At 62.5% G+C, this 25783-nt stretch carries 23 protein-coding genes; 14 read left to right on the forward strand and 9 right to left on the reverse strand.

Features of this window, described 5'->3' with window-relative positions:
• The first annotated feature begins 2 nt into the window (after nt 1-2).
• From glgC to HB676_RS11825, 6 genes are all read left to right on the forward strand, one after another.
• Nucleotides 3-1265, forward strand: a complete 1263-nt coding sequence (gene glgC, locus HB676_RS11800) for a glucose-1-phosphate adenylyltransferase (RefSeq protein ID WP_213737970.1) — start codon at nt 3-5, stop codon at nt 1263-1265.
• Nucleotides 1262-2710 (forward strand): glycogen synthase GlgA, encoded by a 1449-nt coding sequence (glgA, locus tag HB676_RS11805; protein ID WP_213737971.1) that lies wholly within the window; start codon nt 1262-1264, stop codon nt 2708-2710. Before glgC ends, glgA begins: the two co-directional genes overlap by 4 nt.
• A gap of 145 nt (nt 2711-2855) precedes the next feature.
• Nucleotides 2856-3416 (forward strand): LemA family protein, encoded by a 561-nt coding sequence (locus tag HB676_RS11810; RefSeq protein ID WP_213737972.1) that lies wholly within the window; start codon nt 2856-2858, stop codon nt 3414-3416.
• A 32-nt stretch (nt 3417-3448) separates the two neighbouring features.
• On the forward strand, nt 3449-4669 hold the full coding sequence (locus tag HB676_RS11815; RefSeq protein WP_213737973.1) for a M48 family metallopeptidase: 1221 nt from the start codon (nt 3449-3451) through the stop codon (nt 4667-4669).
• 202 nt (nt 4670-4871) lie between these two features.
• The gene (locus HB676_RS11820; protein WP_213737974.1) at nt 4872-5627 is read left to right on the forward strand and encodes a hypothetical protein; all 756 of its coding nucleotides are present in this window, start codon (nt 4872-4874) and stop codon (nt 5625-5627) included.
• A gap of 58 nt (nt 5628-5685) precedes the next feature.
• A complete protein-coding gene (locus HB676_RS11825) occupies nt 5686-6354 on the forward strand; it encodes a hypothetical protein (RefSeq protein WP_213737975.1) in 669 nt (222 codons plus the stop codon).
• A 179-nt stretch (nt 6355-6533) separates the two neighbouring features.
• Here the strand turns inward: HB676_RS11825 and HB676_RS11830 are convergent, their stop codons facing one another.
• Entirely contained in the window at nt 6534-7073 is a 540-nt protein-coding gene (locus HB676_RS11830) for an adenine phosphoribosyltransferase (protein WP_213737976.1), read from the reverse strand.
• Nucleotides 7074-7106: 33 nt separating this feature from the next.
• Nucleotides 7107-9272, reverse strand: coding sequence for an anthranilate synthase component I (locus tag HB676_RS11835; RefSeq protein WP_213737977.1), 2166 nt, complete (start codon nt 9270-9272; stop codon nt 7107-7109).
• Nucleotides 9273-9708: 436 nt separating this feature from the next.
• Between HB676_RS11835 and HB676_RS11840 the strand changes: the two genes are divergently transcribed.
• The gene (locus HB676_RS11840; RefSeq protein WP_213737978.1) at nt 9709-10704 is read left to right on the forward strand and encodes a VOC family protein; all 996 of its coding nucleotides are present in this window, start codon (nt 9709-9711) and stop codon (nt 10702-10704) included.
• Between the two features lie 147 nt (nt 10705-10851).
• Here the strand turns inward: HB676_RS11840 and HB676_RS11845 are convergent, their stop codons facing one another.
• The 3 genes from HB676_RS11845 to petA all read right to left on the reverse strand — a co-directional run bounded on the left by HB676_RS11845 (nt 10852) and on the right by petA (nt 14393).
• Nucleotides 10852-11526: a dienelactone hydrolase family protein gene (locus HB676_RS11845; protein ID WP_213737979.1), complete on the reverse strand. Its 675-nt coding sequence runs from the start codon at nt 11524-11526 to the stop codon at nt 10852-10854.
• A gap of 216 nt (nt 11527-11742) precedes the next feature.
• Nucleotides 11743-13800, reverse strand: a complete 2058-nt coding sequence (locus tag HB676_RS11850; protein WP_213737980.1) for a cytochrome c1 — start codon at nt 13798-13800, stop codon at nt 11743-11745.
• 65 nt (nt 13801-13865) lie between these two features.
• Entirely contained in the window at nt 13866-14393 is a 528-nt protein-coding gene (gene petA, locus HB676_RS11855; protein WP_213737981.1) for a ubiquinol-cytochrome c reductase iron-sulfur subunit, read from the reverse strand.
• A 278-nt stretch (nt 14394-14671) separates the two neighbouring features.
• On the opposite strand from petA, the gene HB676_RS11860 reads away from it, so the two are divergent.
• The 4 genes from HB676_RS11860 (at nt 14672) to HB676_RS11875 (ending at nt 17641) form a co-directional block, all read left to right on the forward strand.
• Nucleotides 14672-15139, forward strand: a complete 468-nt coding sequence (locus HB676_RS11860) for a tRNA (cytidine(34)-2'-O)-methyltransferase (protein ID WP_213737982.1) — start codon at nt 14672-14674, stop codon at nt 15137-15139.
• 24 nt (nt 15140-15163) lie between these two features.
• On the forward strand, nt 15164-16051 hold the full coding sequence (gene hemF, locus HB676_RS11865) for an oxygen-dependent coproporphyrinogen oxidase (RefSeq protein WP_213737983.1): 888 nt from the start codon (nt 15164-15166) through the stop codon (nt 16049-16051).
• A gap of 48 nt (nt 16052-16099) precedes the next feature.
• Nucleotides 16100-17143 carry an alpha/beta hydrolase gene (locus HB676_RS11870; protein ID WP_213737984.1) on the forward strand — a complete coding sequence of 348 codons (1044 nt, stop codon included), beginning with the start codon at nt 16100-16102 and terminating at the stop codon, nt 17141-17143.
• A 231-nt stretch (nt 17144-17374) separates the two neighbouring features.
• Nucleotides 17375-17641 carry a DUF2158 domain-containing protein gene (locus HB676_RS11875; protein ID WP_213737985.1) on the forward strand — a complete coding sequence of 89 codons (267 nt, stop codon included), beginning with the start codon at nt 17375-17377 and terminating at the stop codon, nt 17639-17641.
• 230 nt (nt 17642-17871) lie between these two features.
• On the opposite strand, the gene HB676_RS11880 is transcribed toward HB676_RS11875, so the two are convergent.
• Genes HB676_RS11880 through HB676_RS11895 form a run of 4 tightly spaced genes read right to left on the reverse strand, consistent with a single transcriptional unit; the run spans nt 17872 to nt 20727 of the window.
• Complete coding sequence (locus HB676_RS11880; protein ID WP_213737986.1) at nt 17872-19140, reverse strand: CCA tRNA nucleotidyltransferase; 1269 nt, start codon at nt 19138-19140, stop codon at nt 17872-17874.
• Entirely contained in the window at nt 19137-19400 is a 264-nt protein-coding gene (locus HB676_RS11885) for a DUF6111 family protein (protein WP_213737987.1), read from the reverse strand. The genes HB676_RS11880 and HB676_RS11885 overlap by 4 nt, the downstream gene beginning before the upstream one ends.
• Complete coding sequence (locus HB676_RS11890) at nt 19397-20068, reverse strand: CoA pyrophosphatase (protein WP_213737988.1); 672 nt, start codon at nt 20066-20068, stop codon at nt 19397-19399. The genes HB676_RS11885 and HB676_RS11890 overlap by 4 nt, the downstream gene beginning before the upstream one ends.
• Entirely contained in the window at nt 20065-20727 is a 663-nt protein-coding gene (locus HB676_RS11895) for a DUF1285 domain-containing protein (protein ID WP_213737989.1), read from the reverse strand. Before HB676_RS11895 ends, HB676_RS11890 begins: the two co-directional genes overlap by 4 nt.
• Before the next feature lie 299 nt (nt 20728-21026).
• Here HB676_RS11895 and HB676_RS11900 point away from each other — a divergent pair, with 299 nt between their 5' ends.
• From HB676_RS11900 to HB676_RS11910, 3 genes are read left to right on the forward strand one after another with little or no spacing between them, the layout of a single operon-like run.
• Nucleotides 21027-22031, forward strand: coding sequence for a MoxR family ATPase (locus HB676_RS11900; protein ID WP_213738246.1), 1005 nt, complete (start codon nt 21027-21029; stop codon nt 22029-22031).
• Nucleotides 22031-22975, forward strand: a complete 945-nt coding sequence (locus tag HB676_RS11905) for a DUF58 domain-containing protein (protein ID WP_213737990.1) — start codon at nt 22031-22033, stop codon at nt 22973-22975. The genes HB676_RS11900 and HB676_RS11905 overlap by 1 nt, the downstream gene beginning before the upstream one ends.
• Nucleotides 22975-25782 (forward strand): DUF4159 domain-containing protein, encoded by a 2808-nt coding sequence (locus HB676_RS11910; RefSeq protein ID WP_213738247.1) that lies wholly within the window; start codon nt 22975-22977, stop codon nt 25780-25782. Before HB676_RS11905 ends, HB676_RS11910 begins: the two co-directional genes overlap by 1 nt.
• Nucleotide 25783 lies beyond the last annotated feature (1 nt).

A 25783-nucleotide genomic window follows, 5' to 3' on the forward strand; every position in this document is an offset into this window, starting at 1 on the left:
AAATGCGAGCCGTCCCGAACGAACCGTTGTCGCGATACGCCCTCGCCTTTGTTCTTGCGGGCGGCCGGGGCAGCCGGCTGCAGGAATTGACCGACAGACGCGCCAAGCCGGCGGTCTATTTCGGAGGCAAGTCGCGTATCATCGACTTTGCGCTCTCGAATGCGCTGAACTCCGGCATAAGGCGCATCGCCGTCGCCACCCAATACAAGGCTCACAGTCTTATTCGTCATTTGCAGATGGGCTGGAACTTCTTCCGTCCGGAGCGCAACGAAAGCTTTGACATCCTGCCGGCCAGCCAGCGGGTTTCCGAAACCATGTGGTATGTCGGAACCGCGGACGCCGTCTATCAGAACATCGATATTATCGAGGCCCATTCCTGCCAGTTCATCGTCCTGCTTGCCGGCGACCATGTGTATAAAATGGATTACGAGATCATGCTGAAGCAGCATGTCGAGTCCGGCGCGGATGTCACCGTCGGCTGCCTCGAAATGCCGCGCGCGGAATCCAGCGCCTTTGGCATCATCCATGTCGACGAAAACGACATCATCCAATCCTTTCTCGAGAAGCCGGCCGACCCTCCGCCGATGCCCGGCAAGCCGGATGTATCGCTCGCCAGCATGGGCATCTATGTTTTCAACACCGAATTTCTGTTCGATCAGTTAAAGCGCGATGCCGCCGATCCGCATTCGAGCCACGACTTCGGCAAGGACATTATCCCCTATGTGGTGAAACATGGCCGCGCGGTCGCGCATCAGTTCAGCAAGTCCTGCGTCCGATCCGGCACCGATCAGCCCAGTTACTGGCGCGATGCCGGAACGGTCGACGCCTATTGGTCATCGAATATCGATCTCACCGACGTTGTGCCTGAACTTGATCTGTATGACCGGTCGTGGCCGATCTGGACCTATGCCGAGATTTCGCCCCCCGCCAAATTCGTCCATGACGAAGACGGCAGGCGCGGAGAAGCCGTGACCTCGCTGGTTGCAGGCGGCTGCATCGTGTCAGGTGCGGCGCTGCGGCGCTCGCTGCTGTTCACCGGCGTACACCTGCATTCGCATGCCCGGGTTGAGGGCGCGGTGATCCTGCCTTATGTTGATGTGGCGCGAACCGCGAGATTGAGGAACGTGGTGATCGACCGTGGCGTGAAAATTCCCGAAGGACTTGTCGTCGGTGAAGATCCCGAACTCGACGCAAGCCGCTTTCGACGCACAGATCAGGGAATTTGCCTGATCACCCAGCCGATGATCGACAGGCTGAATGCATGAGGCCTGTCCGCGCCCTTTCGGTCGCTTCGGAAATCTATCCCATCATCAAAACCGGTGGCCTTGCGGACGTAACCGGCGCTCTACCGATCGCTCTCAAGGCGGAAGGCATCGAAACCCGCACCCTGTTGCCGGGCTATCCGGCCGCCATCAGCGCGCTGGAAAAAGCCGAGCAGGTGCTGGCATGGCGGGATTTCTTTGGCGGACCGGCACGCCTGCTCAGTGGTTCCTGCGGTGCACTCGACTTGTTGGTGCTGGATGCGCCGCATCTGTTTGGGCGCCCGGGTAATCCCTATCTCTCGCCTGAGGGTGTCGACTGGCCGGATAACGGCCTGCGATTTGCGGCGCTGGCGGGCACGGCCGCCGACATCGGGCTCGGCGGCGTGCCGTCTTTCGTACCTGACGTGGTTCATGCGCACGACTGGCAGGCCGGCTTGACGCCCGCCTATCTGCACTACAGCGGCCAGCCGCGTCCGGGCACGATTTTGACCGTCCACAACCTCGCCTTTCAGGGCCGCTTTCCGCAGCAAATGCTGCGCGAGATTGGCTTGCCGCCGGACTCTTTCACGATGGCTGGCGTCGAATATTATGGCGACATCGGCTTTCTGAAAGCCGGGCTTCAATTTGCCGATCGCATTACGACCGTCTCGCCGACCTACGCCGTCGAGATCCAGGGCGATGAAGGCGGCATGGGCCTCGGTGGCTTGCTGCGCGCACGTTCCGGCCAGCTCCAGGGCATTCTCAACGGGATCGATATCGACGTGTGGAATCCCGCTGCGGACGGCGACATTTCCAGTTCTTTCAGCCTGGATGATCCTGACGGTCGCCTTGCCAACAAGGTAGCTTTGCAGCGACGATTTGGCTTGCAACCCAACAACGAGGCCATTCTGCTCGGCGTGATCAGCCGCCTGTCCTGGCAAAAGGGACTGGATCTTCTGATCGAATGCATTCCCGCCTTGCTGGATGAAGGGATGCAACTGGCCGTGCTCGGCAGTGGAGACGCCGAACTCGAGGATAAATTCCGGGCAGCCGCGAAAGCCAATGCCGGACAGATCGGCGTCCTGATCGGCTATGACGAAAAGCTGGCGCATCTCATCCAGGCCGGCGCCGACGCGCTTGTGGTGCCCTCTCGATTTGAGCCATGCGGCCTCACGCAGCTCTGTGCGCTCCGCTATGGCGCCGTTCCCATCGTGTCACGGGTCGGCGGCCTCGAAGACACCATTCACGATTTCGATGAAACGGACAGCGATCAGGCGACCGGGTTTAAATTCGGACCGGTCACCACCGAAAATCTCGCCGCGGCATTGCGCCGGGCGAACGCCCTGTTTCGAAACAAAGCGGCATGGAAAAAAATACAGATGAACGGCATGTCGACCGACGTTTCCTGGCGGAGCCGTGCCAGCCAGTATGCCCGTCTATATCGCGAGATTGCCGGTAGCGGGCATTAGCCGGGGGTAACCCGCCTTCTCCCTTGCTTTGAACTAAACTCGCCTTGCGCCCGACCAAGGGTAACCCCATCTCGCGGCGGGCTGCCGCGCGCGGGCTTTTTGGTCTACCCTGCCCGCCTTCGTTGTCTCATCAGGAGCTGTTGCCATGTCGACCGGCTGGATCGTTCTCGGCGTCATCGTTATTCTCGTTCTGTTCGCGATCGGCGCCTATAACCGCCTAGTCGCGCTCGGCCAGCGCGTCAATCAGGCGTTTGCCGACATCGACGTGCAACTCAAGCAGCGCCACGACCTGATCCCGAACCTGCTGGAAACCGTGAAGGGCTATGCCGCGCATGAACGCGGCACGCTCGACGACGTGGTCAAGGCCCGCAACGCGGCGATGACGGCGCAGGGGCCGGGACAGGTCGCCGCCGCCGAAAACCAGTTGAGCGGCGCGCTCGGCAAGCTGATCGCGCTGTCCGAGGCCTATCCCGACCTCAAGGCCAACGCCAACTTCCAGCAATTGGCGAGCGAATTGTCCGACCTCGAAAACAAGATCGCGGCCAGCCGCCGCTTCTTCAACAACGCGGTTTCCGAATACAACACCGGAATCCAGCAGATGCCGGCCGCTCTGTTCGCCGGCATGTTCGGCTTCACCCGCAAGGATTTCTTCGACCTCGGCGCCTCCAGGACCGAAGTCGAGGCGGTGCCGACGGTCAAGTTCTGACCTTTTAGGGCTTTCCGGCAGAGCAGCGCATCATGGCCGCGTATGGTCTTTACACGCACATCGCATCGAACAAATTCCGTTCGATGCTGCTGCTCGCCGGGTTGTTCGTTCTGATCTATGTGATGGTCTATGCCGGCGCGCTGATCGCCGAAGTGCTGATCAACGCCGGCGGACCGCTCGATTATTATCTGGCCAAGGCGGCGCGCGACCTGGTGACGGCGTTTCCCTATGCCACGCTTGCCGCCGTGCTGTGGATCGTGATCGCCTATTTCTTCCATCAATCGATCGTCGATGCCGTGACCGGCGGCGAGGACGTGACGCGGCAGCAGCAGCCGCGGCTTTATAATCTCTTGGAAAATCTCTGCATCTCGCGCGGCATCCCGATGCCGAAGCTGAAAATCATCGACAGCGACGCGCTGAACGCGTTCGCGACCGGGCTCAACCAGCGCCAATATGCCATCACCGTCACCACCGGCCTGTTGAACGCGCTCAACGACCAGGAGGTCGAGTCGGTGCTCGGCCATGAACTTACCCACATCCGCAACGGCGACGTGCAGATGATGGTAATCGCGGTGATCATCGCCGGCGTGGTCGGATTCTTCGCTGAATTGCTGTTCCGGGGTTTTACCAATTTCGGCTATTATGGTGGTGGGTGGTCGTCGTCCTCTTCCTCTTCATCCTCGTCGTCATCCTCTTCGAGCAGCGACCGGAAAAGCTCCGGCGGCGGCGCGGCCATCCTTGTCATCATCATCGCGGTCGCGCTGATCGCGCTGGCGTGGCTGTTGTCGCAAATGGTGCGGCTGGCACTGTCGCGCTCGCGCGAATTGCTGGCCGACGCCGGATCGGTCGAACTGACGAAAAATCCCGATGCGATGATCTCGGCGCTGCGCAAAATCGAGAACCGCGGCGAACTTCCCGGCGCAACGTCGGCGGTCATGGAATTGTGCCTCGACAACCCGCGCGAGGGTTTTTCCGACCTGTTCGCGACCCATCCCTCGGTCGACACCCGCGTACAAGCGCTGGTGAAATTCGCCGGCGGTCACGACCCCGGACCGCTAGCACTGCCTTCGGATACTGTGCCGTCGGATACATCCGATGCACCGGACGATCAGCCACCTCCGCTGCCGGCTGATGGCCAGCCCCCGCCACCGCCGTCGGGTCCATGGGGCCCTCCCGGTGCATCGCAGGGACCTTGGAGCAATCCCGCAAGTCCTCCTGGCGGTCCTCCCATAGGTCCTTGGGGCCGGCACTAGCGATCCCAGCGATAAAGCCCATTGAACGACCGGAACTTGTACGGGATTAACGACATCGGCACGATTAAACCCGGCCGCCGTCTAATGAATTGAATTCTCCCTTGTTTCTGCCATGTTCCCGCCTAAAGCAGGCGGGGGACATTCTGATCGCATCGTGTATAGAGCGACGGTCGGGATATAATATTGCGCGCAAGGGGCGTTCATGGCGAAGCCGGTAGTGATTGTAGTAGGTGCTGACAAGGGCGGGGTCGGCAAGACAACCGTCTCGCGAACCGTGCTGGACTATTTCAGCGCCAATAACGTGCCGACCCGGGCCTTCGATACCGAAGCCCCGCGGGGCACCCTGAAGCGCTTTCATCCCGACATTACCGAGATCGTCGACATGACGACGACATCGGATCAGATGAAGATCTTCGATACGCTGAACGCCGTCAGCCCCTCGGTCACCGTAATCGATGTCCGCGCCGGACTGTTGTCGCCGGCCCTGGCCTCGTTGCGCGATATCGGCTTTCTCGATGCCGCCAAAACCGGCCAGATCACCTTCGCCGTGTTCCACATTCTCGGCCCCTCGATCGCCTCGCTGGACGAAATCGCGGAGACCGCGAATTTCATGCAGGGCGCGAAATATTTCCTGGTGAAGAACTTCATCAACAACACCAGCTTCTTCGAATGGGATCAGGCGACCTACAATTCCTATTTCCACCGCATCAAGGACGCCACCGAACTCACCATCCCCAAGCTCAACGAAATGGCCTATGAGCAGGTCGAGGTCGCCTCGGTGCCATTCCTCAAATTCGTCGCCAACAAGGGCACCAATGACGAAGCCGCGAATTATTCGTTCGTGCTGCGCGGCTATGTCCGCCACTGGCTGGCCAATGTCTGGAGCGAATTCGACCGCATCAAGCTGACCGATCTGGTCGGCTCCAGCAAAGGCGTCCCACGCACCGGCGAAAAATAATGGCGCGGGCGATATAATTTGGCTGGATTAGGCGCAGAATTCGCCTGATATAGCCCTGATGTCCGCGACGCCCATCTACATCATCTGCTCGCCCCGCCCGCTGGTCGGCAAGACCCTGCTGGCGCGGCTGTTGAGCGAATTCCTGCTGCTGAAAAACGGCACCGTCACGGCTTTCGACATCAACCTGAAAGAGCCGTCGCTGCTGGAATATCTGCCGCGGATCACCGAGACCGCCGAGGTCGACAACACTTTCGGCAAGATGGCGCTGATGGACCGCCTGATCGTCAATGACGGCGTCGCCAAGGTGATCGATCTCGGCTTTCATGCCTTCGACGAGTTCTTCACGATGACCGATGAGATCGGCTTCCTGAAGGAAGCCGCACGGCGCGGTGTGGCTCCGATCATCCTGTTTGTCGCCGATACCGACCGGGTCTCGGCACGCGGCTATCCGATGCTGCAGGAGCAGATCCCCGCCAACGCGCTGGTGACCATCGACAACGAACATGTGGTGCGCGGTGAACTACCCCCCGCCATGGGACATGGCCGGATCATACGCGTCCCGGCGCTGCCGGCGTTTCTCAAGACCTATATCGACCGGCTGAATTTCTCGTTCACGGGATATCTGCGGCAGGAAAAGGATTCATCCACCGAACTGCATCAGTGGATTCGGAAGAACTATTCCAGCTTTCGCGATTTGGAGCTGAGGCTGCTGTTGCAGAGGTCGTAGACGTACCACTCTCAACACGTCGTCCCGGCGAACGCATACGCCGCTTTGTCATTGCCGGGCTTGACCCGGCAATCCATCCCGTTTCGCAAAGTTTTTTTGAAGTGTAATGGATACGCGGGTCAAGCCCGCGTATGACGATTGAAGACGCCGAGAGTTCTGCGCTCCTCTCTTCTAACCTCTCAATGCCCGTCGAACGCCATCAGGGTCCGCACCGGCACATCCATCGCGCGCAATTTTGCGGCGCCGCCGAGATCCGGCAGATCGATGATGAAACAAGCCGCGACCACAGTGGCGCCGATCTGGCGTATCAGCTTGACCGCGCCCTCGGCGGTGCCGCCGGTCGCGATCAGATCGTCGACCAGGATCACGCGCTCGCCGGGCAGGATCGCATCGGCATGCATTTCCATTTCATCGAGGCCGTATTCCAGCGAATAGGCGATCCGCACCGTGGTGTGCGGCAGCTTGCCCCGCTTGCGGATCGGAACGAAACCAGCCGAGATCTGATGTGCCACCGCGCCGCCCAGGATAAAACCGCGCGCCTCGATGCCGGCGACCTTGTCGATCTTGTTGCCGGCCCATGGCTGCACCAGTTCATCGACGGCCTGGCGGAACGCGCGGGCGTCGCCGAGCAACGTCGTGATATCGCGAAACAGGATGCCCGGTTTTGGGTAATCGCGAATGGTGCGAACGCTGGACTTCAAATCATATTCAAAAGTCATCGGTTTCTCTTTCAGATTTCCTGCAGGTAATCTTCAATTCACTGGCACGCGCAGCCGAAATGCGTTCTCGACGATGCGCAGGCCGACTTCGCCGCCAAGCGACATCAGCGATTCCGGGTGAAACTGCACACCGCCGACCGGCAAACTCTTGTGCTCGATCGCCATCGCGACGCCGTCTTCGGTACTCGCTGTCACCTCGAGCACGTCGGGCATGCTGTCGCGCTCGACATAGAGCGAATGATAGCGGCCGATCACGATCTCATTGGGCAGGTTCTGCATCAGCCTGCCGCCGCGAACCGCAACCCGCGACGGCCGGCCATGCGCGGGCTGGCTGAGCTGGCCGAGCTGGCCGCCGAAATATTCGCCGATCGCCTGCACTCCCAGGCAGACGCCGAAGATCGGCAGCTTCTTGTCGAGCGCCGCTCCGATGGTTTTGGAAATGGCGAAATCTTCCGGCCTCCCCGGCCCTGGCGACAATACCAGGAGATCGTAGCTTTGGGTGTCCAGCATGTGCTGGGCGTGAATATAGCGTACCACGGTCACGGTGGCGCCGACCTGACGAAAATAATCCGCCAGCATATGCACGAAGCTGTCGTCATGATCGATCAGCAGCACCCGCTTGCCTGAACCGGTGGCATCAGGCGCGAAGGCCGATAACGGCTTCGGCGGATCGCCGCGCAGCGCCTGAAACAGCGCCGCCGCTTTGACCTGGCATTCCCGGTCCTCGGCGGCAGGGTCTGAATCGAACAGACAGGTGGCGCCGACCCGCACCTCGGCCAGCCCGTCTTTCATCCTGATCGTGCGGATAGTCAGCCCGGTATTGATGCTGCCGTCGAAATTCACCGCCCCGATCGCGCCGGCATACCAGCGACGCGATGAACGCTCATTGTCCTCGACGAACTGCATCGCCCATAATTTGGGCGCACCGGTCACCGTCACTGCCCAGGCGTGGGTGAGAAACGCATCGAGTGAATCGAAGCCCGGCCGCAGCATGCCTTCGACATGGTCGACGGTGTGAAACAGCTTTGAGTAGGTCTCGATCTGGCGCCGCGCCAGAACCTTGATGGTGCCGGGGATGCAGACTCGCGCCTTGTCGTTACGGTCGACGTCGGTACACATGTTGAGCTCGAATTCGTCTTTCTCCGAATTGAGCAATTGCCGGATCTGCTCGGCATCGCCGATCGCATCGATGCCGCGCGCGATGGTGCCGGAAATCGGGCAGGTCTCGACCCGCCGTCCGTCCGAGCGCACGAACATTTCCGGCGAGGCCGACACCAGAAACTCGCCGTCGCCGAGATTCATCAGCGCGCCATAGGGCGACGGGTTGATCCGGCACAGCCGCTGGAATACTTCCGCCGGCGAACGCTCGCAGGGTTCGGCGAATAATTGCCCCGGCACCGCCTCGAACAGATCGCCGCGCGCAAACGCCGCGCGCGCGGTTTCGACCGTCGCCTGATATTCGCCGGGCGCGTGATCGGCAAAACCTTGCCGCGGCGTCTTGGCGTAGATGCTTTCCGGCGTGTCGCGCGGCAGGCCTTCGGAAGATTTGCCGTTCCAGGCAAAATCATAACTCAGCACCACGCCCCGCCCGGTGGCGCGGTCATAGGCCAACAGGCGATCCGGCAGATACAGCACGATGTCGCGCTGGTCGGCCTCGCGCGGGCGCTTCTGCACGAGATCTTCGATCTGAAACACGAGATCATAGGCGAAGGCGCCGAACAGGCCATGCATCGGATCGTCATTGGCGCCGAGTGCGGCCACCAGCGCGCGCACCAGCGACATCACGCTGGCGCGGCGGGTGCGCTGGTCTTCATCGACCGGGGCTTCACCGCGCACGATATGACCGGCGAGACGGCGCGGGCTCTTTTCGGTGACGACGACACAGGGCTCGCGCAGCACGTCGCCAATGAAAGCGATCAGCACCTCGCCCCGCGCGTTCAGCGCATCGAGCAGGAAATTCGCGCCGGTGGTTTCCAGCCGCAGCGGCGGATCGGAAAAACCGAGATCGAAACTCTCATAGCGGCCGGGCACTGTAGTTCCCGACGACAGCACCACGCCGCGGCGGCTGTCGAGCAGGTCGATCAGATCATCGAGCCGGTTGGCTCCCCCGGAGAATTGCTCCACCGAACGCGTCACTTCGAGGCCGCCATGGGTGCGATAGAGGCTGCGGGCCGGCAGTGAAAAGGCTGTCCTGTTCATGTGATCCTCTTACGAAACTTGCCGAGGGAACGCCACACAGAGGACAAACGAGAAGGCCGTCGCGCTGCGATGACGGCCTCTGACGATTGATTGAAATGAAATCGCACCGGCCACCTCTTAGGAGGTGCGCCACCAGAGACGGGCTGGGCGGACAACGGTGTTCATGGCCGGTAAACACCATGGCTCAGCCGGATCGTCAAGGGCACGACTGGCAATACCCGGGCCGTCTGCCCTCTCTCCCGCTTGCGGGGAGAGTTGGAGAGGGGGCAGCCCACGCAAGGTGCCCCCGTAGCGGCCCCACCCTAACCCTCCCCGCAAGCGCGGGAGAGGGAACGTTCTCGCGCCAGCCGATGGACTGTGGGTCAGACCGCTCGCCTGATCCTGAAAATTTGCGTAGGATTCGATCAAGATCACAAAAGAACGCGGGAGGCGCGCGATGCCAGTGCAGGCTCTGGGGTATGCCGGGTTCGGCTCGGCCGCGCTCGATGACTGGCGGCAATTCGGCACCGGGCTGGTCGGGCTGCAGGCGGTGGAACGCAGTTCTTCCCTGCTGGCGTTCCGGATGGACGACCGCAAGCAGCGCATCGTGATCGACCGTTCGATGCCGGAAGGCGCGCGTTTCTTCGGCTGGGAGGTCGCCGATGCGGCCGCGCTGGACGCCCTCGCGGCACGGCTGGAACAGGCCAAAGTCAGCGTCACCGCCGAGCCGCAAACGCTGGCCGATGCGAGGCGCGTTGGCCGGCTGATTTCGTTTCACGATCCCGCGGGCAATCGGCTGGAGGCGTTTTACGGCGCCGAGATCGACGATACGCCGTTCAGTCCGGGCCGCTCAATTTCAGGATTCCGCACCGGGCCGCTCGGGCTGGGGCACGCGGTGCTGACGGTCGAGAACCTCGAGCCGGTCATGGCGTTCTATGTCGACGTGCTTGGATTCGCGCTGAGCGACTACATCGAAAAGCCGTTCCGCGCCTATTTCTTCCACATCAACGCCCGGCATCACTCGCTGGCCCTGATCGAGACCGGCAAGAACGGTATGCATCATCTGATGGTGGAGCTGTTTTCGCTCGATGATGTCGGTCAGTCCTATGACATTGCACTGACCCAGCCCGATCGCGTCAATGTCACGCTCGGCCGCCACACCAACGATCTCATGACCTCGTTCTACGCCAAAAGCCCATCGTCATTCATGATCGAATGCGGTTGGGGCGGCCGCGAGATCGAGCCTTCGACATGGAAACCGTTCGAGATGCACGCCGGCCCGAGCCTGTGGGGTCATGAGCGCGTCTGGCTGCCGCCGGCCGATCGCGAAGTCGCGCGCGAAATGCGCATGCGCGCTGCGGCTTCGGGCCTACGCGCGCCGGTCCAGGTGATGGATGGCAATTACAAGCTTATGTCGGGCACGTGTGCGTGGTGGGATGGGGTGAAGGGCTGATTGGTCCCTCAACGTCGTCCCGGCCTTGAGCCGGGACCCATAACCACCGGCAGTTGTGGTTACGGGAGGTCGTCGAACACCGTCTTCTAAACTGGCGAGCACGGCGTATGGGTCCCGGCCTTCGCCGGGACGACGATTCAATATGCCCTACCCCAAATGCTTCCGGAAAAACTCCGTCGCCCTGCCCCATGCCAGTTCCGCCGCTTCGCGGTCATGCACCGACTGGCGCTGTTCGTTGACGAAGGCGTGGTCGGCGTCATAGCGGAACAGTTCGAGTGACTTGCCGGCGGCCTTCATGCCGTTCGCGAAGGCATCGACCAGTTGCGGCGTGCACCAGTCGTCCTTGTTGGCAAAATGGGCCTGCAGCGGAATCTTGATATCCGCCGGCTTTGCCGCCGCTTCCGGCGGGATGCCGTAGAACACCACGCCTGCGGTCAGTTCCGGAATTTTGGCAGCGCCGATGATGGTGACCGCGCCGCCGAGGCAGAAACCGGTCAGGCCGACCTTGGCGCCGTTCTTGCCGAGATACTGTGCGGCGCCGCGCACGGTCTGCGTGGTGGCGTCCATGAAATCCAGCGAGTTCATCTCTTTGCCGGCCGCGTCCGTATCGTGATACGGCACCACCTTGCCGGCATAGAGATCGGGCGCCAGCGCATCGAAGCCAGCCACTGCGAAGCGATCGCACAGCCCCTTGATCTGCTCTGAGAGCCCCCACCATTCCTGGATCACGACCACGCCCGGCGCGTTGCCCCGCGCTGCGTTGGCGAGATAGCCGTTGGCGTCCTTGCCATCCGGACGCTTGAACGAAATGCTGGTGCCCATGGGTTCCTCCGGTGGTTTTGACGAAGCTTTCGCGGCTAGTTTGTCTGTGACGTGGCCGGGAAGCAATTAAACTCCGTCCATTCCGGCGCGATGCGCAGCATCGAGACCGGAATCTCGAGATTCCGGGCTCGTCCTTCGGACGCCCCGGAATGACGAACGACAGCCAACAAAAAAGCCCCCGCGGGGGCTTTTTCAATTCACATGATCGCGACAGGCTTAGTGCGCGTCGGCCCAGACCTTCTTCTTGGTCCAGAACATCAGACCGGCGAAGATGATCAGGAACACGAATACCTGCAGCCCAAGCCGCTTGCGGGCTTCCATATGCGGCTCCGCGGCCCACATCAGGAACGTGGTGACGTCATGGGAGTATTGCGCCAGCGTCGCCGGAGCGCCGTCGTCGAACGTGACCTGACCGTCGGACAGCGGTTTCGGCATCTTGATCGCGTGGCCGGGGAAGTACTTGTTGTAGTAGGTGCCCTCGGGCAACGTCACATCCGCCGGCTTCTTGTCGAAACCCTGCAGGATCGCGCTGACGTAGTTCGGCCCCTGCTCCTGGAATTGGGTGAAGAAGTCGAAGATGAACTGCGGAAAGCCGCGCTCATACGAACGAGCCTTGGTGATCAGCGACAGATCCGGCGGCAGGCCGCCGCCATTGGCCGCGCGGGCGGCCTGATCGTTCGGGAACGGCGACGGGAAGTAGTCGGCGGCGCGGCCGGGCCGGTCGAACATATCGCCGGCGTCGTTCGGGCCATCCTTGATCTTGTATTCGGACGCCAGCGCTGCGACCTGGGCCACCGAATAGCCCGGACCATCCGCGTCGGCGAGATTACGGAATGCGATATACGACAATCCGTGGCAGCTCGAGCAGACTTCCTTGTAGATCTTCAGGCCGCGCTGCAGAGAGCCGCGATCGTATTTTCCGAACGGCCCGGCAAACGACCATTTCTCCGAGGGCGGCACGGGCGACTCTTCGGCCCGCGCGTTCTGCACGCTGCCGGCGAACAGGGCGCCAGCCACAGCGAACATGATCGCCACCGACGCGACCGCCTTGCCGGACTTCGACAGCACGTCATCGGCGATCGAATTGGGCAGCGGCCGCGGCTTTTCGATCCGGCTCAGAAGCGGCAGCAGGACCAGGAAATAGCCGAAGTAGCAGACGGTCAGGATACGGCCGGCGATCACATAGATGCCTTCCGGCGGCTGCGCGCCGAGATAGCCCAGCAGGATGCAGATCACGACGAAGATCCAGAAGAACTGCTTGGCCAGCGGACGATATTTCGACGAGCGCGTCTTGGCACTGTCGAGCCAGGGCAGGAATGCCAGCACGATGATCGCCGAGAACATCGCGATCACGCCCGCGAGCTTGTTCGGGATCGAACGCAGGATCGCGTAGAACGGCAGGTAGTACCATTCGGGCACGATGTGCGCCGGGGTCACGCCGGGATTGGCGGGGATGTAGTTGTCGGCGTCGCCGAGATAGTTCGGCATGTAGAAGATGAACCAGGCGAAGAACAGCAGGAAGCAGGAAACACCGAATGCGTCCTTGATGGTCGCGTAGGGCGTGAACGGCACCGTGTCTTTTTCAGTCTTCGGCTCGACGCCGGCCGGATTGTTCTGGCCCGCGACATGCAGCGCCCAGATGTGCAACACGACCACGCCGGCGATGACGAACGGCAGCAGATAGTGCAGCGAGAAGAAGCGGTTCAAGGTCGGGTTACCGACGGAATAGCCGCCCCACAGCAGGGTCACGATGCTGTCGCCGACATAGGGAACGGCCGAGAACAGGTTGGTGATGACGGTGGCACCCCAGAAGCTCATCTGGCCCCACGGCAGCACATAGCCCAGGAAGCCCGTCGCCATCATCAGCAGGTAGATGATCACGCCGAGGATCCAGAGGACTTCACGGGGTTCCTTGTATGAACCGTAATACAGGCCGCGGAACATATGGATGTAGACGGCGATAAAGAACATCGAGGCGCCGGCGGCGTGCATGTTGCGCAGCAGCCAGCCGTAGTTCACGTCGCGCACGAGGCTTTCGACCGACTTGAAGGCGAGATCGGCATTCGGCGTGTAGTGCATCGCCAGGATGATGCCGGTCAGGATTTGCACCCCGAGCATCATCGAAAGGATGGCGCCGAAGGTCCACCAGTAATTGAGGTTACGCGGCGTCGGGTAGGCCACGAAGGAGGAATGGACAAGCCCGATAATCGGGAGACGCCGTTCGAGCCACTTCAAGGCGGGATGGGTCGGCTGGTATTCGGATGGTCCGCTCATGATGCGATCCCTGGGGAAGTAAGACGGAGCGACGGGCTTATAGTCTCGGACAAAGTATCCGAGGCTCAGCCAATCTGGATTTTGGTGTCGGAAACGAATTGATAGGGCGGCACCGGCAGGTTGGCTGGCGCGGGTCCCTGACGGATACGACCGGAGGAGTCGTACTGAGAACCATGGCAGGGGCAGAAGAAGCCGTCGTAATTGCCTTCATGAGCGATCGGGATGCAACCGAGATGGGTGCAGATGCCGATCACGACCAGCCACTGGTCATGGCCGTCCTTGACCCGGGATTGATCGGTCGCCGGATCCGGCAGGCTCGCGACGGGCACCGCACGGGCCTCGTCGATCTGCTTCTTGGTCCGGTGGCTGATGTAGATCGGCTTGCCCCGCCAGAATACCTTGATGTCCTGTCCCTCGGCGATCGGCGTCAGATCGACCTCGATCGGCGCGCCGGCCGCGATGGTCGAGGCGTCCGGATTCATCTGGGAGATGAACGGCCACGCGGTAAATACCGTACCGACGGCGGCGGCAGCTCCGGTTGCAACAAAAAGGAAATCACGGCGTGTGGTACCCGCCGAAGACGCTGTCGTCACGATTCCAAACCCTTTCTCGGCTGCAGCCGGTGGAACCGCCCCAGGCAACGCATGAACGAAGCAAGGGTGGCTGCCGGCGCCCGCGACCCCCGCGGCGGCAGTAAAGACCACTTCTCCCGGCCAATCGGGCGGAACAAGCAGTCCAGAATCGTTCTATTGGCACCCTTGCCGGACGAGCGCAAGCCCGCTATCGGCTGGCTCGCGTGCAATGCACTAATTCCGCGCATAGCGATGATTTATTCCGACATTTCACGAGACACCCAAACGGCCGTCACATAATGCAGATCGCGCTTTTCCAGCCCGACATTCCCCAGAACACCGGCACGATTCTGCGGCTCTGCGCCTGCCTGGACGTCACCGCCCACATCATCGAACCCGCGGGTTTTCCGGTCTCCGACCGGCATTTCCGCCGCTCCGGCATGGATTACCTCGACCAGGTGACCCTGATGCGCCATGATTCATGGGCCAAATTCCAGGAATGGCGCCACGAAGCGCGTTACCGCCTGCTTCTTTTCACCACCAAGGGCGCCGTCTCCTATCTTGATTACCGCTACGGCGCCGATGACATTTTGCTGTTCGGGCGCGAATCCGCCGGGGTTCCGGACAACGTTGCCGCCGCCGCCGACGCGCGGCTGGTGATTCCGATCAAGCCCGGCCTGCGCTCGCTGAATATTGCGATGGCGACCGCCATGGCCTTGGGCGAGGCGTTGCGGCAAACCAGAGCCGGTAACGGCCCGCAAAGTTAGGCATTTGAAGTTAGGCATTGGGACATGAATATTTCCGTGATCGACGATCGCAAGGCGCGCGCCCGGACCTGGTTCGAGGCGCTGCGCGACCAGCTTTGCCTGGCCTTCGAGCGGCTGGAAGACGATGCGCCGGCCGCGCTCTACCCCGGCGAGGCCGGGCGTTTCGTGCGCACGCCCTGGGAACGCACCGACCATGCCGGCGAGAGCGGCGGTGGCGGCGTGATGAGCCTGATGCACGGGCGGCTGTTCGAGAAGATCGGCGTGCACTGCTCAACGGTGCATGGCGAGTTCGCCCCTGAATTCCGCGCCCAGATCGCCGGCGCCGCGGACGATCCGCGGTTCTGGGCGTCCGGCATTTCGATCATTGGCCATCCGCGCAATCCGCATGTCCCGGCCGTGCACATGAACACGCGCTTTGTAGTGACGACCAAGGCCTGGTTCGGCGGCGGCGCGGATCTGACCCCCGTGCTGGACCGGCGGCGCACGCAGCAAGACGCCGACACGATCGCGTTTCATGAGGCGATGAAGTCCGCCTGCGACGGCCACAATGGCGTCGCGGACTACGACAAGTACAAGGCCTGGTGCGACGAATATTTCTATCTGCCGCATCGCAAGGAGCCGCGCGGCATCGGCGGCATTTTCTACGACCATCATGATTCCGGCGACTGGGACGCCGATCTCGGCTTTACGCAGGAAGTCGGCCGCGCCTTTGCGAAAATCTATCCCGAACTGGTGCGCCGGAATTTCAACTCGCCGTGGACCGCGACCGAGCGCGAAGAGCAGTTGATCCGCCGCGGCCGCTATGTCGAGTTCAACCTGCTCTACGATCGAGGCACCACGTTTGGCCTCAAGACCGGTGGCAATGTCGATTCGATCCTGTCCTCGATGCCGCCGGAAGTGAAGTGGCCGTGACGCCGGCGCGCGACCGGCGCTGAACGCAGTTCCACCGCTGCTTTCGCTTTGGTTATTCAAGCCCGTCGAGGCGGCGACAGCCCCGCCGGCATAACCCAAATTTCAGAACAAATTCGGACTGGTTCAGCCCGATTTCAGGACGGCCGGCCGCCGCCTGCCTATGAACTTGCACCCTTCGATCGCGGAAAATGGACCCGGGATAATCCCCTCGAGGCGAGCCAACGCGGATCAAGGTTTCATCAAGGAGTTCTTGCCATGACCACACATACGCATCATTCCGCCCCGACCCAGTACGTCGAGGCCAACGGCATCCGCTTCGCCTATCGGCGCTTCGGCAAGACCGGCGGCGTGCCGATTGTCATGAACGTGCATTTCCGCGGCACCATGGATCATTGGGATCCGGCGATCACCGATGGGCTGGCCCAGCAGCGCGAGGTGATCCTGTTTGACAATGCGGGCGTCGGCGCGAGCTCGGGCGAGGTGCCGGCGACTTTCCCCGATATGGCGCGGGACGCGATCGCCTTCATCAAGGCGCTCGGGATCAGCAAGGCTGACATCCTGGGGTATTCGATCGGCGGCAAGATCGCGCAGGAGATCGCCGTGCAAGCGCCCGATCTGGTGCGCAAGCTGGTACTGGTCGGCACCGGCCCGCGCGGCGCCGACACTGCCGCCAGCAAATCCGCCGAGATCTTCTCTGCGACTTATGATCCGCCCGAACATCTCTGGATCGCCGCGCATTTCTCGTCCTCTCCCGCCGGTCGGGCGGCCGGTCTCGAGTACCTCGAACGTAAGCACCGTCGCCGCGACCGCAGTCCCGAGGTCAGCGAGGCATCCGCCGCCACGCAGTTCCAGGCGATCGTCAAATCGAACGAGAAGGTCGATGGCGTTCTGGACTATCTGGCTGAAATTCATCATCCGGCGCTCGTCGTGCATGGCAAAAACGACCTGATCATTCCCACGGTCAACGGCCTCACCTTGCAACAGCACCTGCCGAACGCGCAGCTCATCATATATCCGGATTCCAATCACGCTCCCTTCTACCAGTATCCGGAACTCTTCCTGGCCCATGCAGCCCTGTTCCTGGATGCGTGAGGTTCTGGATGCGTGAGGCGACGTGAATTTGTCGAGCCGGTCGGCCGCGCTTCTGACGCTCCGATCGGCTCACCTCGATTAGCCTCTCCATTGAATGGCCAGCCCTGAATTTCGAGCAATACAAAAATCGAGACTTTTGTGTCGGCGACACAAAGCGGACGCGTGGCCGTGATCGACCTGTCATGACATCGCGATAGGTTGAAACTCCGTCGATCAACCGAGGAACAGATCATGGATTTGAAACCAGGCGATGTTGTCATTCTAAAGTCCGGCGGTCATCCGATGACGGTCGCGGAAGTACACGACGATGCGGTCGCGTGCCTGTGGATGGGCGGAGAAGGCGATCTGTTTCGCGAAACGCTTCCCCTGATCGCGCTCGAATCCGCCGACATCGCCGAGCCGGATGACGAAGAAGACGACGAGGAAAACGAAGAAGACGAGGACGAAGACGAAGATCACGACGAAAAAGCCTCGCGCAAGAAGCGCAAAGCGGCCTGAGCAGGTCTCCCTGAATAAGGCCTTCCCTGGATAAAGGTCTTCCTGCGTAAGCCGTTTGCGTCAGTCTGTCTGCGTAGCGTAATTCCGTCTTGCGATGCCGCCCTTCCCCCGTTCGGCGGCATCGCTTTTTTATTTCATCTCTCCCATTCGGAGAGGTCGGCGCGTAGCGCCGGGTGAGAGGCTACGGAACAACGGTATCCAGGAGATATCGGCAAAGCCGGAAATGATCGTCACAGGCGGTGATCGCGGCGGAAGCGCGCCACGGTTTGATCGGCGATGGCTTCAAGCGCTGACACCTCGATCGGGAAATTCGCTGCCAGCCAGGCGTCTTCGGCCAAAGCGAGCACATGTCCGAGCCCCGGTCCTTCGGCAATGCCGCGTGCGATGAAGTCGGCGGCCTTCAACGGAAATTTCGGCGCCTGCCAGCGTTCCGGCAAGGTAGCCAGCGCATGCCAAGACTCCGCATTGCCATCCGAATCGGTATCCGCACCGGCCCGCGCCCAGGCCAGCATCAGCCGGTCGCGATAGCGTTCCTCGCCCAACCTGTAGAGCCGCCGCCGCGCCCTCATTTCGTCCATGCCGGCAAGCCGCCACCAGCGATGCCCCATCGAATCGAGCGTCCTGGTTTCGGCATTGGTCAATCGCAGGCGGGCCCCTAGCCGTCGCGCATCCTCGGTCACGGCGACCGCCAGCGCGCCGAGGCGGCGAATGGGGTTGGGCGCCAATCCGAGTTGACGTTCCACCGACACCATGGCCGCAAAAGTCCCGGTATAGGCGACGCCGCCGAAGATCGGCAGCAACAGCCCGCCGTCGGCCATCGCCGTGACCGCGTCGGCGGCGCCTTTGGCAACCATCAGCTTGAGCATTTCCATGCGCATGCGCTCGGCCGAAAGCGTGGCAAGGCCGGCCCGCCCGCCGATGCAGGCGAGATAGCCTGCGCGATCGGGTTCACCTTCGCCATGGGCGGCATGAATGCGAAAGAACCTGAGGATGCGCAGATAATCCTCGGCAATCCGTGAGTTGGGATCGCCGATGAAGCGCACGCGCCTGGCCGCAATATCGTCGAGGCCGCTGACGTAATCGTACACCACACCCTTGGCGTCCGCGGACAGGCCGTTGATGGTAAAATCGCGCCGCTGCGCATCACGCACCCAGTCGCGGCCGAACGCGACCTTGGCCTTGCGACCGAAGGTCTCGGTATCCTCGCGCAACGTGGTGACTTCAAAGGGCTGACCGTCGACAACCAGCGTGACGGTGCCGTGATCGATGCCGGTCGGCACGCTCTTGACGCCGGCCGCCTTGGCGCGGCGGATCACCTCGGTGGGAACAGCGGTGGTGGCGATATCGACATCGTCGATCGGAATCTTCAGCAGCGAATTGCGCACCGCGCCGCCGACCACGCGCGCTTCCTCTCCATTGCCATTGAGCAATTCGAGCACGCGAGCCGCCGGACCGGGTTTGAGCCACGGCGCATCATCCGGCACGCGCGCGCCGCTCATTTTTCAGCTCCGGGAACCAGCCTGCCATTCTCGATATGGGCGGGAATGTAGGTGGAATTAGGTGCCCCGCCGGAAAATTGCGCCAGCAACACAAAACTGATCACCACCAGCAGCAATGAGCCGATCAAAAGCCTGCCGATGATGCGCAGCGGCCACGACGATTGCATTAGTAATCCGGAGCGGGTCGCAATCAGAAACAGCGCATAGACCGCGAACGGGATCAGGAAAATTCCGACTTCGGTCAACGCCGGACGGATCATGGCAGATAGATCCGTTCATACAGCACGCGCAGGATTCCGGCGGTGGCACCCCAGATGTAACGCTCTTCATAGGGCATCGCGTAGTAGGAGCGTTCGATGCCGCGGAATTCCTTGCTGTGAATCTGATGGTTCGCCGGATTCATCAGGAACGCCAGCGGGACCTCGAATACATCATCGACTTCGGCCGCACTGACGCGCATCGTGAAGCCCGGCCGCACCCGGGCGACCGTCGGCAGGATACGAAATCCAAACGCCGTTCCGTAGAGATCGAGATAACCGACCGGATCGATGAACTCCCGCGCGAGACCGACCTCTTCGTTGGCTTCGCGCAACGCCGCATCGAGCGGCGACGCATCGGTCGGATCGATCTTGCCGCCTGGAAAGGAAATCTGGCCGGCGTGATCGTTGAGATGCGCGGAGCGCTGGGTCAGGAGCACGGTTGGCTCCGGACGGTCGACCACCGCGATCAACACCGCCGCTGGCCGGATCGGCTGTTCGCGCGCGATGATCTCCAGCATGCGATCATTGCCCTGATCCCCGCTCAACGGGATGATGCTGGCATCGGTCAGGCCCGCCGGCACGTCGAAATTCAGCCGCGCCCGTGCCCGATCGAAAAACTCCACCGAACTGATCGCAGCCGGCACCGGCTTTCGCATCGGCTCGTTCAAAGTGCGCCCCTCACCTGCTCCGCATCGGCCATCGCGAAGAATTCGCCGGCCGATGCTACCCCAAACATCGCATGACCATCGACCACTCGCTCCTCGCCCATGTCAACCAGATCGTAATAGAGCGCCCGCGTAACCTTGGCCCACAGATCGGACCGGACATGGAGATAGGGCGTCAGGCCGCCGTCGGCGGCAGCCTTGAATCGCAGGCGGTGTGCGCTGTCGCAGGCAACCCAGTCGTCCACATTGGTCCGGAAGCGCAGCCGCCGGTCAGGGCCTTCACCCTCCTTCTGCATCTCCACCGCGAGGAACGGCGCATCGTCGACGCGGATGCCGACCTTCTCCACCGGTGTCACGAGAAAGTGCTTGCCGTCCTCGCGCTTGAGGATGGTTGAAAACAGCCGGACCAGCGCCGGCCGGCCGATCGGCGTCCCCAGGTAGAACCACGTCCCGTCGGTCGCGATCCGCATGTCGAGATCGCCGCAGAACGGCGGATTCCACAAATGCACGGGAGGCATTCCCTTTTGCTTGCCCTTTTGCGCGGAACCCGCATCGCCAGCGTCGTTCGCGGCTTGTTGGGCGGCCGCGGCGATTCCATCAAGGTTTTGCAAGGTTTTGTTGCCTTCGCGGCCTTGATCGCTGATCCGCCCTTGCTTCGCCATGGTTTGCCCTGAGTCTGCACGCCCTAGGTTTGGCACGATTGGTGCACGTCTTCTGAGGAAAAGTATTCCGCTGTGCGACATGGAAAAATACCTTGGAAGAGACCCTTGCGAGACCTCCTCATCAAGTCGCCACATCGTGATGCCGTTAATAGCCTGAAATGCCGATAATGTGGGGATAGTTTAATTCAACGAATACATGGCCTTCGCATAAGTTTAGCATGAGGTTCATGGCATGACGACGCAATCGTGACATTTCCGGCTGGAGTGCGACCAAGGAGAACGAAATGGCTGGCGCAGATATGGTTGGCGCAAACAGTGTCGAAAAACTCGAAGACGTGATCGTCCGTTCGGCCGAGCAGGTCGCCGGTCAAATCCGCGCCGCGAAAGAAGCGATCTCCACCGTCATCTTCGGCCAGGAAAAGGTGGTTGAAAACACGCTGGTGACGATCCTGTCAGGCGGCCACGCGCTCCTGATCGGCGTACCCGGCCTCGCCAAGACCAAGCTGGTTGAAACGCTGGGCATTACGCTGGGGCTCGACGCCAAGCGCGTCCAGTTCACGCCGGACCTGATGCCGTCGGATATTCTGGGCGCCGAAGTGCTGGACGAGAGCGTTGCCGGCAAGCGGTCGTTCCGTTTCATCTCGGGACCCGTATTCGCACAGCTCCTGATGGCCGACGAAATCAACCGCGCCAGCCCGCGCACCCAGTCGGCTCTGCTGCAGGCGATGCAGGAACAGCACATCACGGTGGCCGGCGCGCGGCATGATCTGCCAAAACCGTTTCACGTGCTGGCGACGCAGAATCCGCTGGAGCAGGAAGGCACCTATCCATTGCCGGAAGCGCAGCTCGATCGCTTCCTGATGGAGATTGATGTCGACTATCCCGACCGCGATGCCGAGCGGCGTATCCTGTTCGAGACCACCGGCGCGGACGAGACCTTGGCCAAAGCCGCCATGAACGCCGAGATCCTGATCACGGCACAGCGGCTGGTGCGGCGGCTGCCGGTCGGCGACAGCGTCGTGGAGGCGATCCTCTCGCTGGTACGCTCCGCGCGTCCCGGTCCGGACGGCGGCGAAGCCGGCAAGCTGATTGCCTGGGGCCCCGGTCCACGCGCCAGCCAGTCGCTGATGCTCGCGGTTCGCGCCCGTGCCTTGCTTGACGGCCGCCTCGCACCTTCGATCGACGACGTGCTTGATCTCGCCGAGCCGGTTCTCAAGCACCGCATGGCGCTGACGTTCTCGGCCCGCGCCGAAGGCCGCACCATTCCCGACGTGATCCGGCAATTGAAGACGCGGATTGGTTGATGGCCGCAGAGACCAAGCACGCGGCCGGGGAAATCACAGCGATACGACGTGCCGACGGCGAAAGCCGTACGCTCGCCGCATCACTGCCGCGTCTGGTGCTTGAAGCCCGCCGCATCGCGGCCAATGTGATTCACGGCCTGCATGGACGGCGGCGCGCCGGCGCCGGCGAAAGTTTCTGGCAGTACCGCCGCTTCGTTTCCGGCGAACCATCGCAAACCGTCGACTGGCGCCGATCGGCGCGCGACGATCATTTGTATGTTCGCGAGCAGGAATGGGAGGCTGCGCACACCGTATGGCTCTGGCCGGACCGTTCGCCCTCGATGGCCTTTGCGTCGAAACAGGCGCGCGACAGCAAGCTCGAACGCACCCTGATCGTGACCTTCGCGCTGGCCGAATTGCTCGTTGCCGGTGGCGAGCGCGTCGGCATTCCCGGCCTGATCAACCCGACCGCCAGCCGCAGCGTCATCGACAAGATGGCGCAGGCGATGCTGCATGACGACGCCGCACGCCCCAGCCTGCCGCCATCCTTTGTGCCCTCGGCGCTGGCCGAGATCGTGGTGCTGTCGGATTTCTGGTCGCCGATCTCTGACATCAAGACCATGCTGGCCGGATTGTCGGCGTCGGGCGCGCACGGCACGCTGATTCAGGTGGTCGATCCGGCGGAAGAAACCTTTCCGTATTCGGGCCGGGTCGAATTTGTCGAACCGGAAGGCGGCGGCATCATCACCGCAGGCCGCGCTGAGCGCTGGGCCGACGATTACGTCGCGCGCGTGGCGCAGCACCGTGACGAAATTCGAGGCGAGACCAACAAGCTCGACTGGCTGTTCTCGACCCACACCACCAGCCGCTCGGCCGCCGAACTGTTGCTGTTCCTGCATTCGGGCATGATGGTCAACAAAGGCAGCGCGCGCACGTCGAGCGTCAAAGCGGGGCGCAGCGCATGATTGCCGGACTGCCGCTCTCGTTCGCCGAACCATTTCTGCTGCTGGGCCTGCTCAGCCTGCCCGTGCTGTGGTGGCTGTTGCGGGTGATGCCGCCGCGGCCGCGCCGCATCGAATTTCCGCCGACACGGCTGTTGTTCGATATCGCACCGAAAGAAGAGACGCCGTCGCGGACGCCGTGGTGGCTGACCGCGTTGCGGCTGCTCGCCGCCGCACTCGTGATTATCGCAGCCGCGGGACCGATCTGGAATCCGCCCACGGGATTGGCCGGCTCCAGCGCGCCGCTGGTAATCCTGCTCGACGATGGCTGGAGCGCGGCCAGCAGTTGGGACGCACGGGTCAAGGCCGCCGACGAATTGATCGCCAATGCCGACAACAACCGGCGCGGCGTCGCGCTGGTGCCGCTGTCCGAGCCCGCGCGCGACATCACGATCATGCCGGGCGGCACCGCGCGGGTGGCATTGCGCCAGATCGTGCCAAAACCCTATTCGATCGAACGGGTGGAAACCCTCGCCACGCTCGAGCGCTTTCTTAAAACCACCGGCGACTGCGAGATCGCGTGGCTCTCGGACGGCGTCGATACCGGCCGGGGGCCGGAGTTTCTCCAAGGCCTCGGCAAGACCATCGGCGATCGCACCTTGACGATTTTTGAAGGCGGCAACCCTTCCGCGCTGGCGCTGGTCGCCGCCGAAAATGCCGCCGCAAAGATGACGGTAAAAGTGCTGCGCACCGATGGCGGTATCGCCGCAGGCACCGTGCGCGCGCTCGATCAAAAGGGATCGCCGATCGGCGAAGCCCGCTACACCTTTGCGCCGCAGGACCGCGAGACCGAAGCGTCGTTCGACCTGCCGGTCGAATTGCGCAATGACATCGCACGGCTTGAAATCGCCGGCGAGCACTCCGCGGGGGCGGTGCAGTTGCTCGACAAGAGATGGCGCCGGCGCGCGATCGGCGTGGTCAGCGGATCGAGCACCGATACCGCGCAGCCCTTGCTGGCTTCGACATTCTATCTCACCCGCGCGCTCGGGCCGTTCGCCGACGTGCGGCTCGGAGATCGCGGCGCGCCGCAGCAGGCGATCACGCAATTCCTCGACCAGAAACTGCCGATGATCGTGCTGGCGGATGTCGGTACGCTGTCGCCGGAAATTCGCGAACGCATCTCGGCCTGGATCGAGCAAGGCGGCGTGCTGGTGCGCTTTGCCGGGCCGCGCCTCGCGCAGGCCGATGACGACCTCGTCCCCGTCAAACTGCGCCGCGGCGGACGCAGCCTTGGCGGCAGCCTGACCTGGGAAAAGCCGCAGCATCTGGCGTCGTTTGCGGCCGACGGACCGTTCGCCGGTCTGGCAGTGCCCAAGGACATCACCATCAGCCGGCAGGTGCTCGCCGAACCTGATGCGGTGCTGGCGACCAAAAGCTGGGCTTCGCTCGAAGACGGCACACCGCTGGTCACCGGCGAGCGCCGCGGCAAGGGTCTCGTGAGCCTATTTCACGTCAGCGCCGATATGCGCTGGTCTGATTTGCCGCTGTCCGGCACCTTTGTCGAAATGCTGCGGCGGATCGTCGATACCTCGGGCTATACAGCGAACCCCGGCGCCGGCGTTGCGGGCGAGACCGGCACCGAGACCGTCGCACCATTGCGCACGCTGGATGGTTTCGGCGCGTTCGGGCCTCCGCCATCGACCGCAAAGCCGCTCTCCGCTGATTTCCGCGATCGCGCGACGTCGGATCATCCGCCGGGATTCTATGGCCCGGCCGACGGCCCGCTCGCGGTGAATACGCTCGCCGCAGCCGACCGCATCGCGCCGCTCGACACTTCGAGCCTGCGCGCTCGACGCGCCAGCTACACCAATTCCGAACCGCGTGACTTGCGCGGGATCCTGCTGTCATCGGCGCTGGCGCTGTTTTTGATTGACGCCGTGATCGTCGCGATGCTCGGCGCCGGTATCGCCGCGCTGCTGCGGCGGCGTGCGGCGCCCGCGGCATTGGCGTTCGCTTTCATTCTGTTGCCCCTGCTGGCGGCACCCTCGCCGGTCCGTGCCGATGGCGCCACCGATGATTTCGCGCTCAAGGCCACGTCGCAGACCCGGCTGGCTTATGTCGTGACCGGGAATGCCGACGTCGATTCCATCGTCAAGGCGGGCCTGTCCGGACTGACATTGTTCCTCGGGCAGCGCACCGCGCTGGAAGCCGGCGATCCCGTCGGCATCGATCCCGCGCGCGACGAGTTGGCGTTCTTCCCGCTGATCTACTGGCCGATCGTGCCCGGCGCGCCGAAGCCGCCGCAGGACGCGCTCAATCGGATTGACGCCTACATGAAACAGGGCGGCACCGTGCTGTTCGATACCCGCGACGCCATCGAAGCGACGCCGGGCGAAGGCGCCTCGCAGACGCCGGGCATGCTAACCTTGCGCGGTATCCTGTCCTCGCTCGACGTTCCCGAGCTGGAGCCGGTGCCGCGCGAACACGTCCTGACCAAGACGTTCTATCTGTTGCGCGACTTTCCCGGCCGGTTTGACTCAGGGCAAACCTGGGTCGAGACCCTGCCGCGCGAGGACGACGAGGAGGCTGCGTCGCATCCGGCGCGCGGTGGCGACGGCGTCTCGCCGATCATCATCACGTCGAACGATCTCGCCGGCGCCTGGGCGATGCGTCCGGACGGCCAGCCGATGCTCCCGCTGACGCCGGGCGAACCGCGGCAACGCGAATTCGCCTTCCGCGCCGGCGTCAACATCGTGATGTACACGCTGACCGGCAACTACAAGGCCGATCAGGTTCATGCGCCGGCGCTCATCGAGCGGCTGGGCCAGTAGG

Source organism: Bradyrhizobium sp. dw_411 (genome assembly GCF_018449695.1).
Taxonomy (GTDB): domain Bacteria; phylum Pseudomonadota; class Alphaproteobacteria; order Rhizobiales; family Xanthobacteraceae; genus Bradyrhizobium.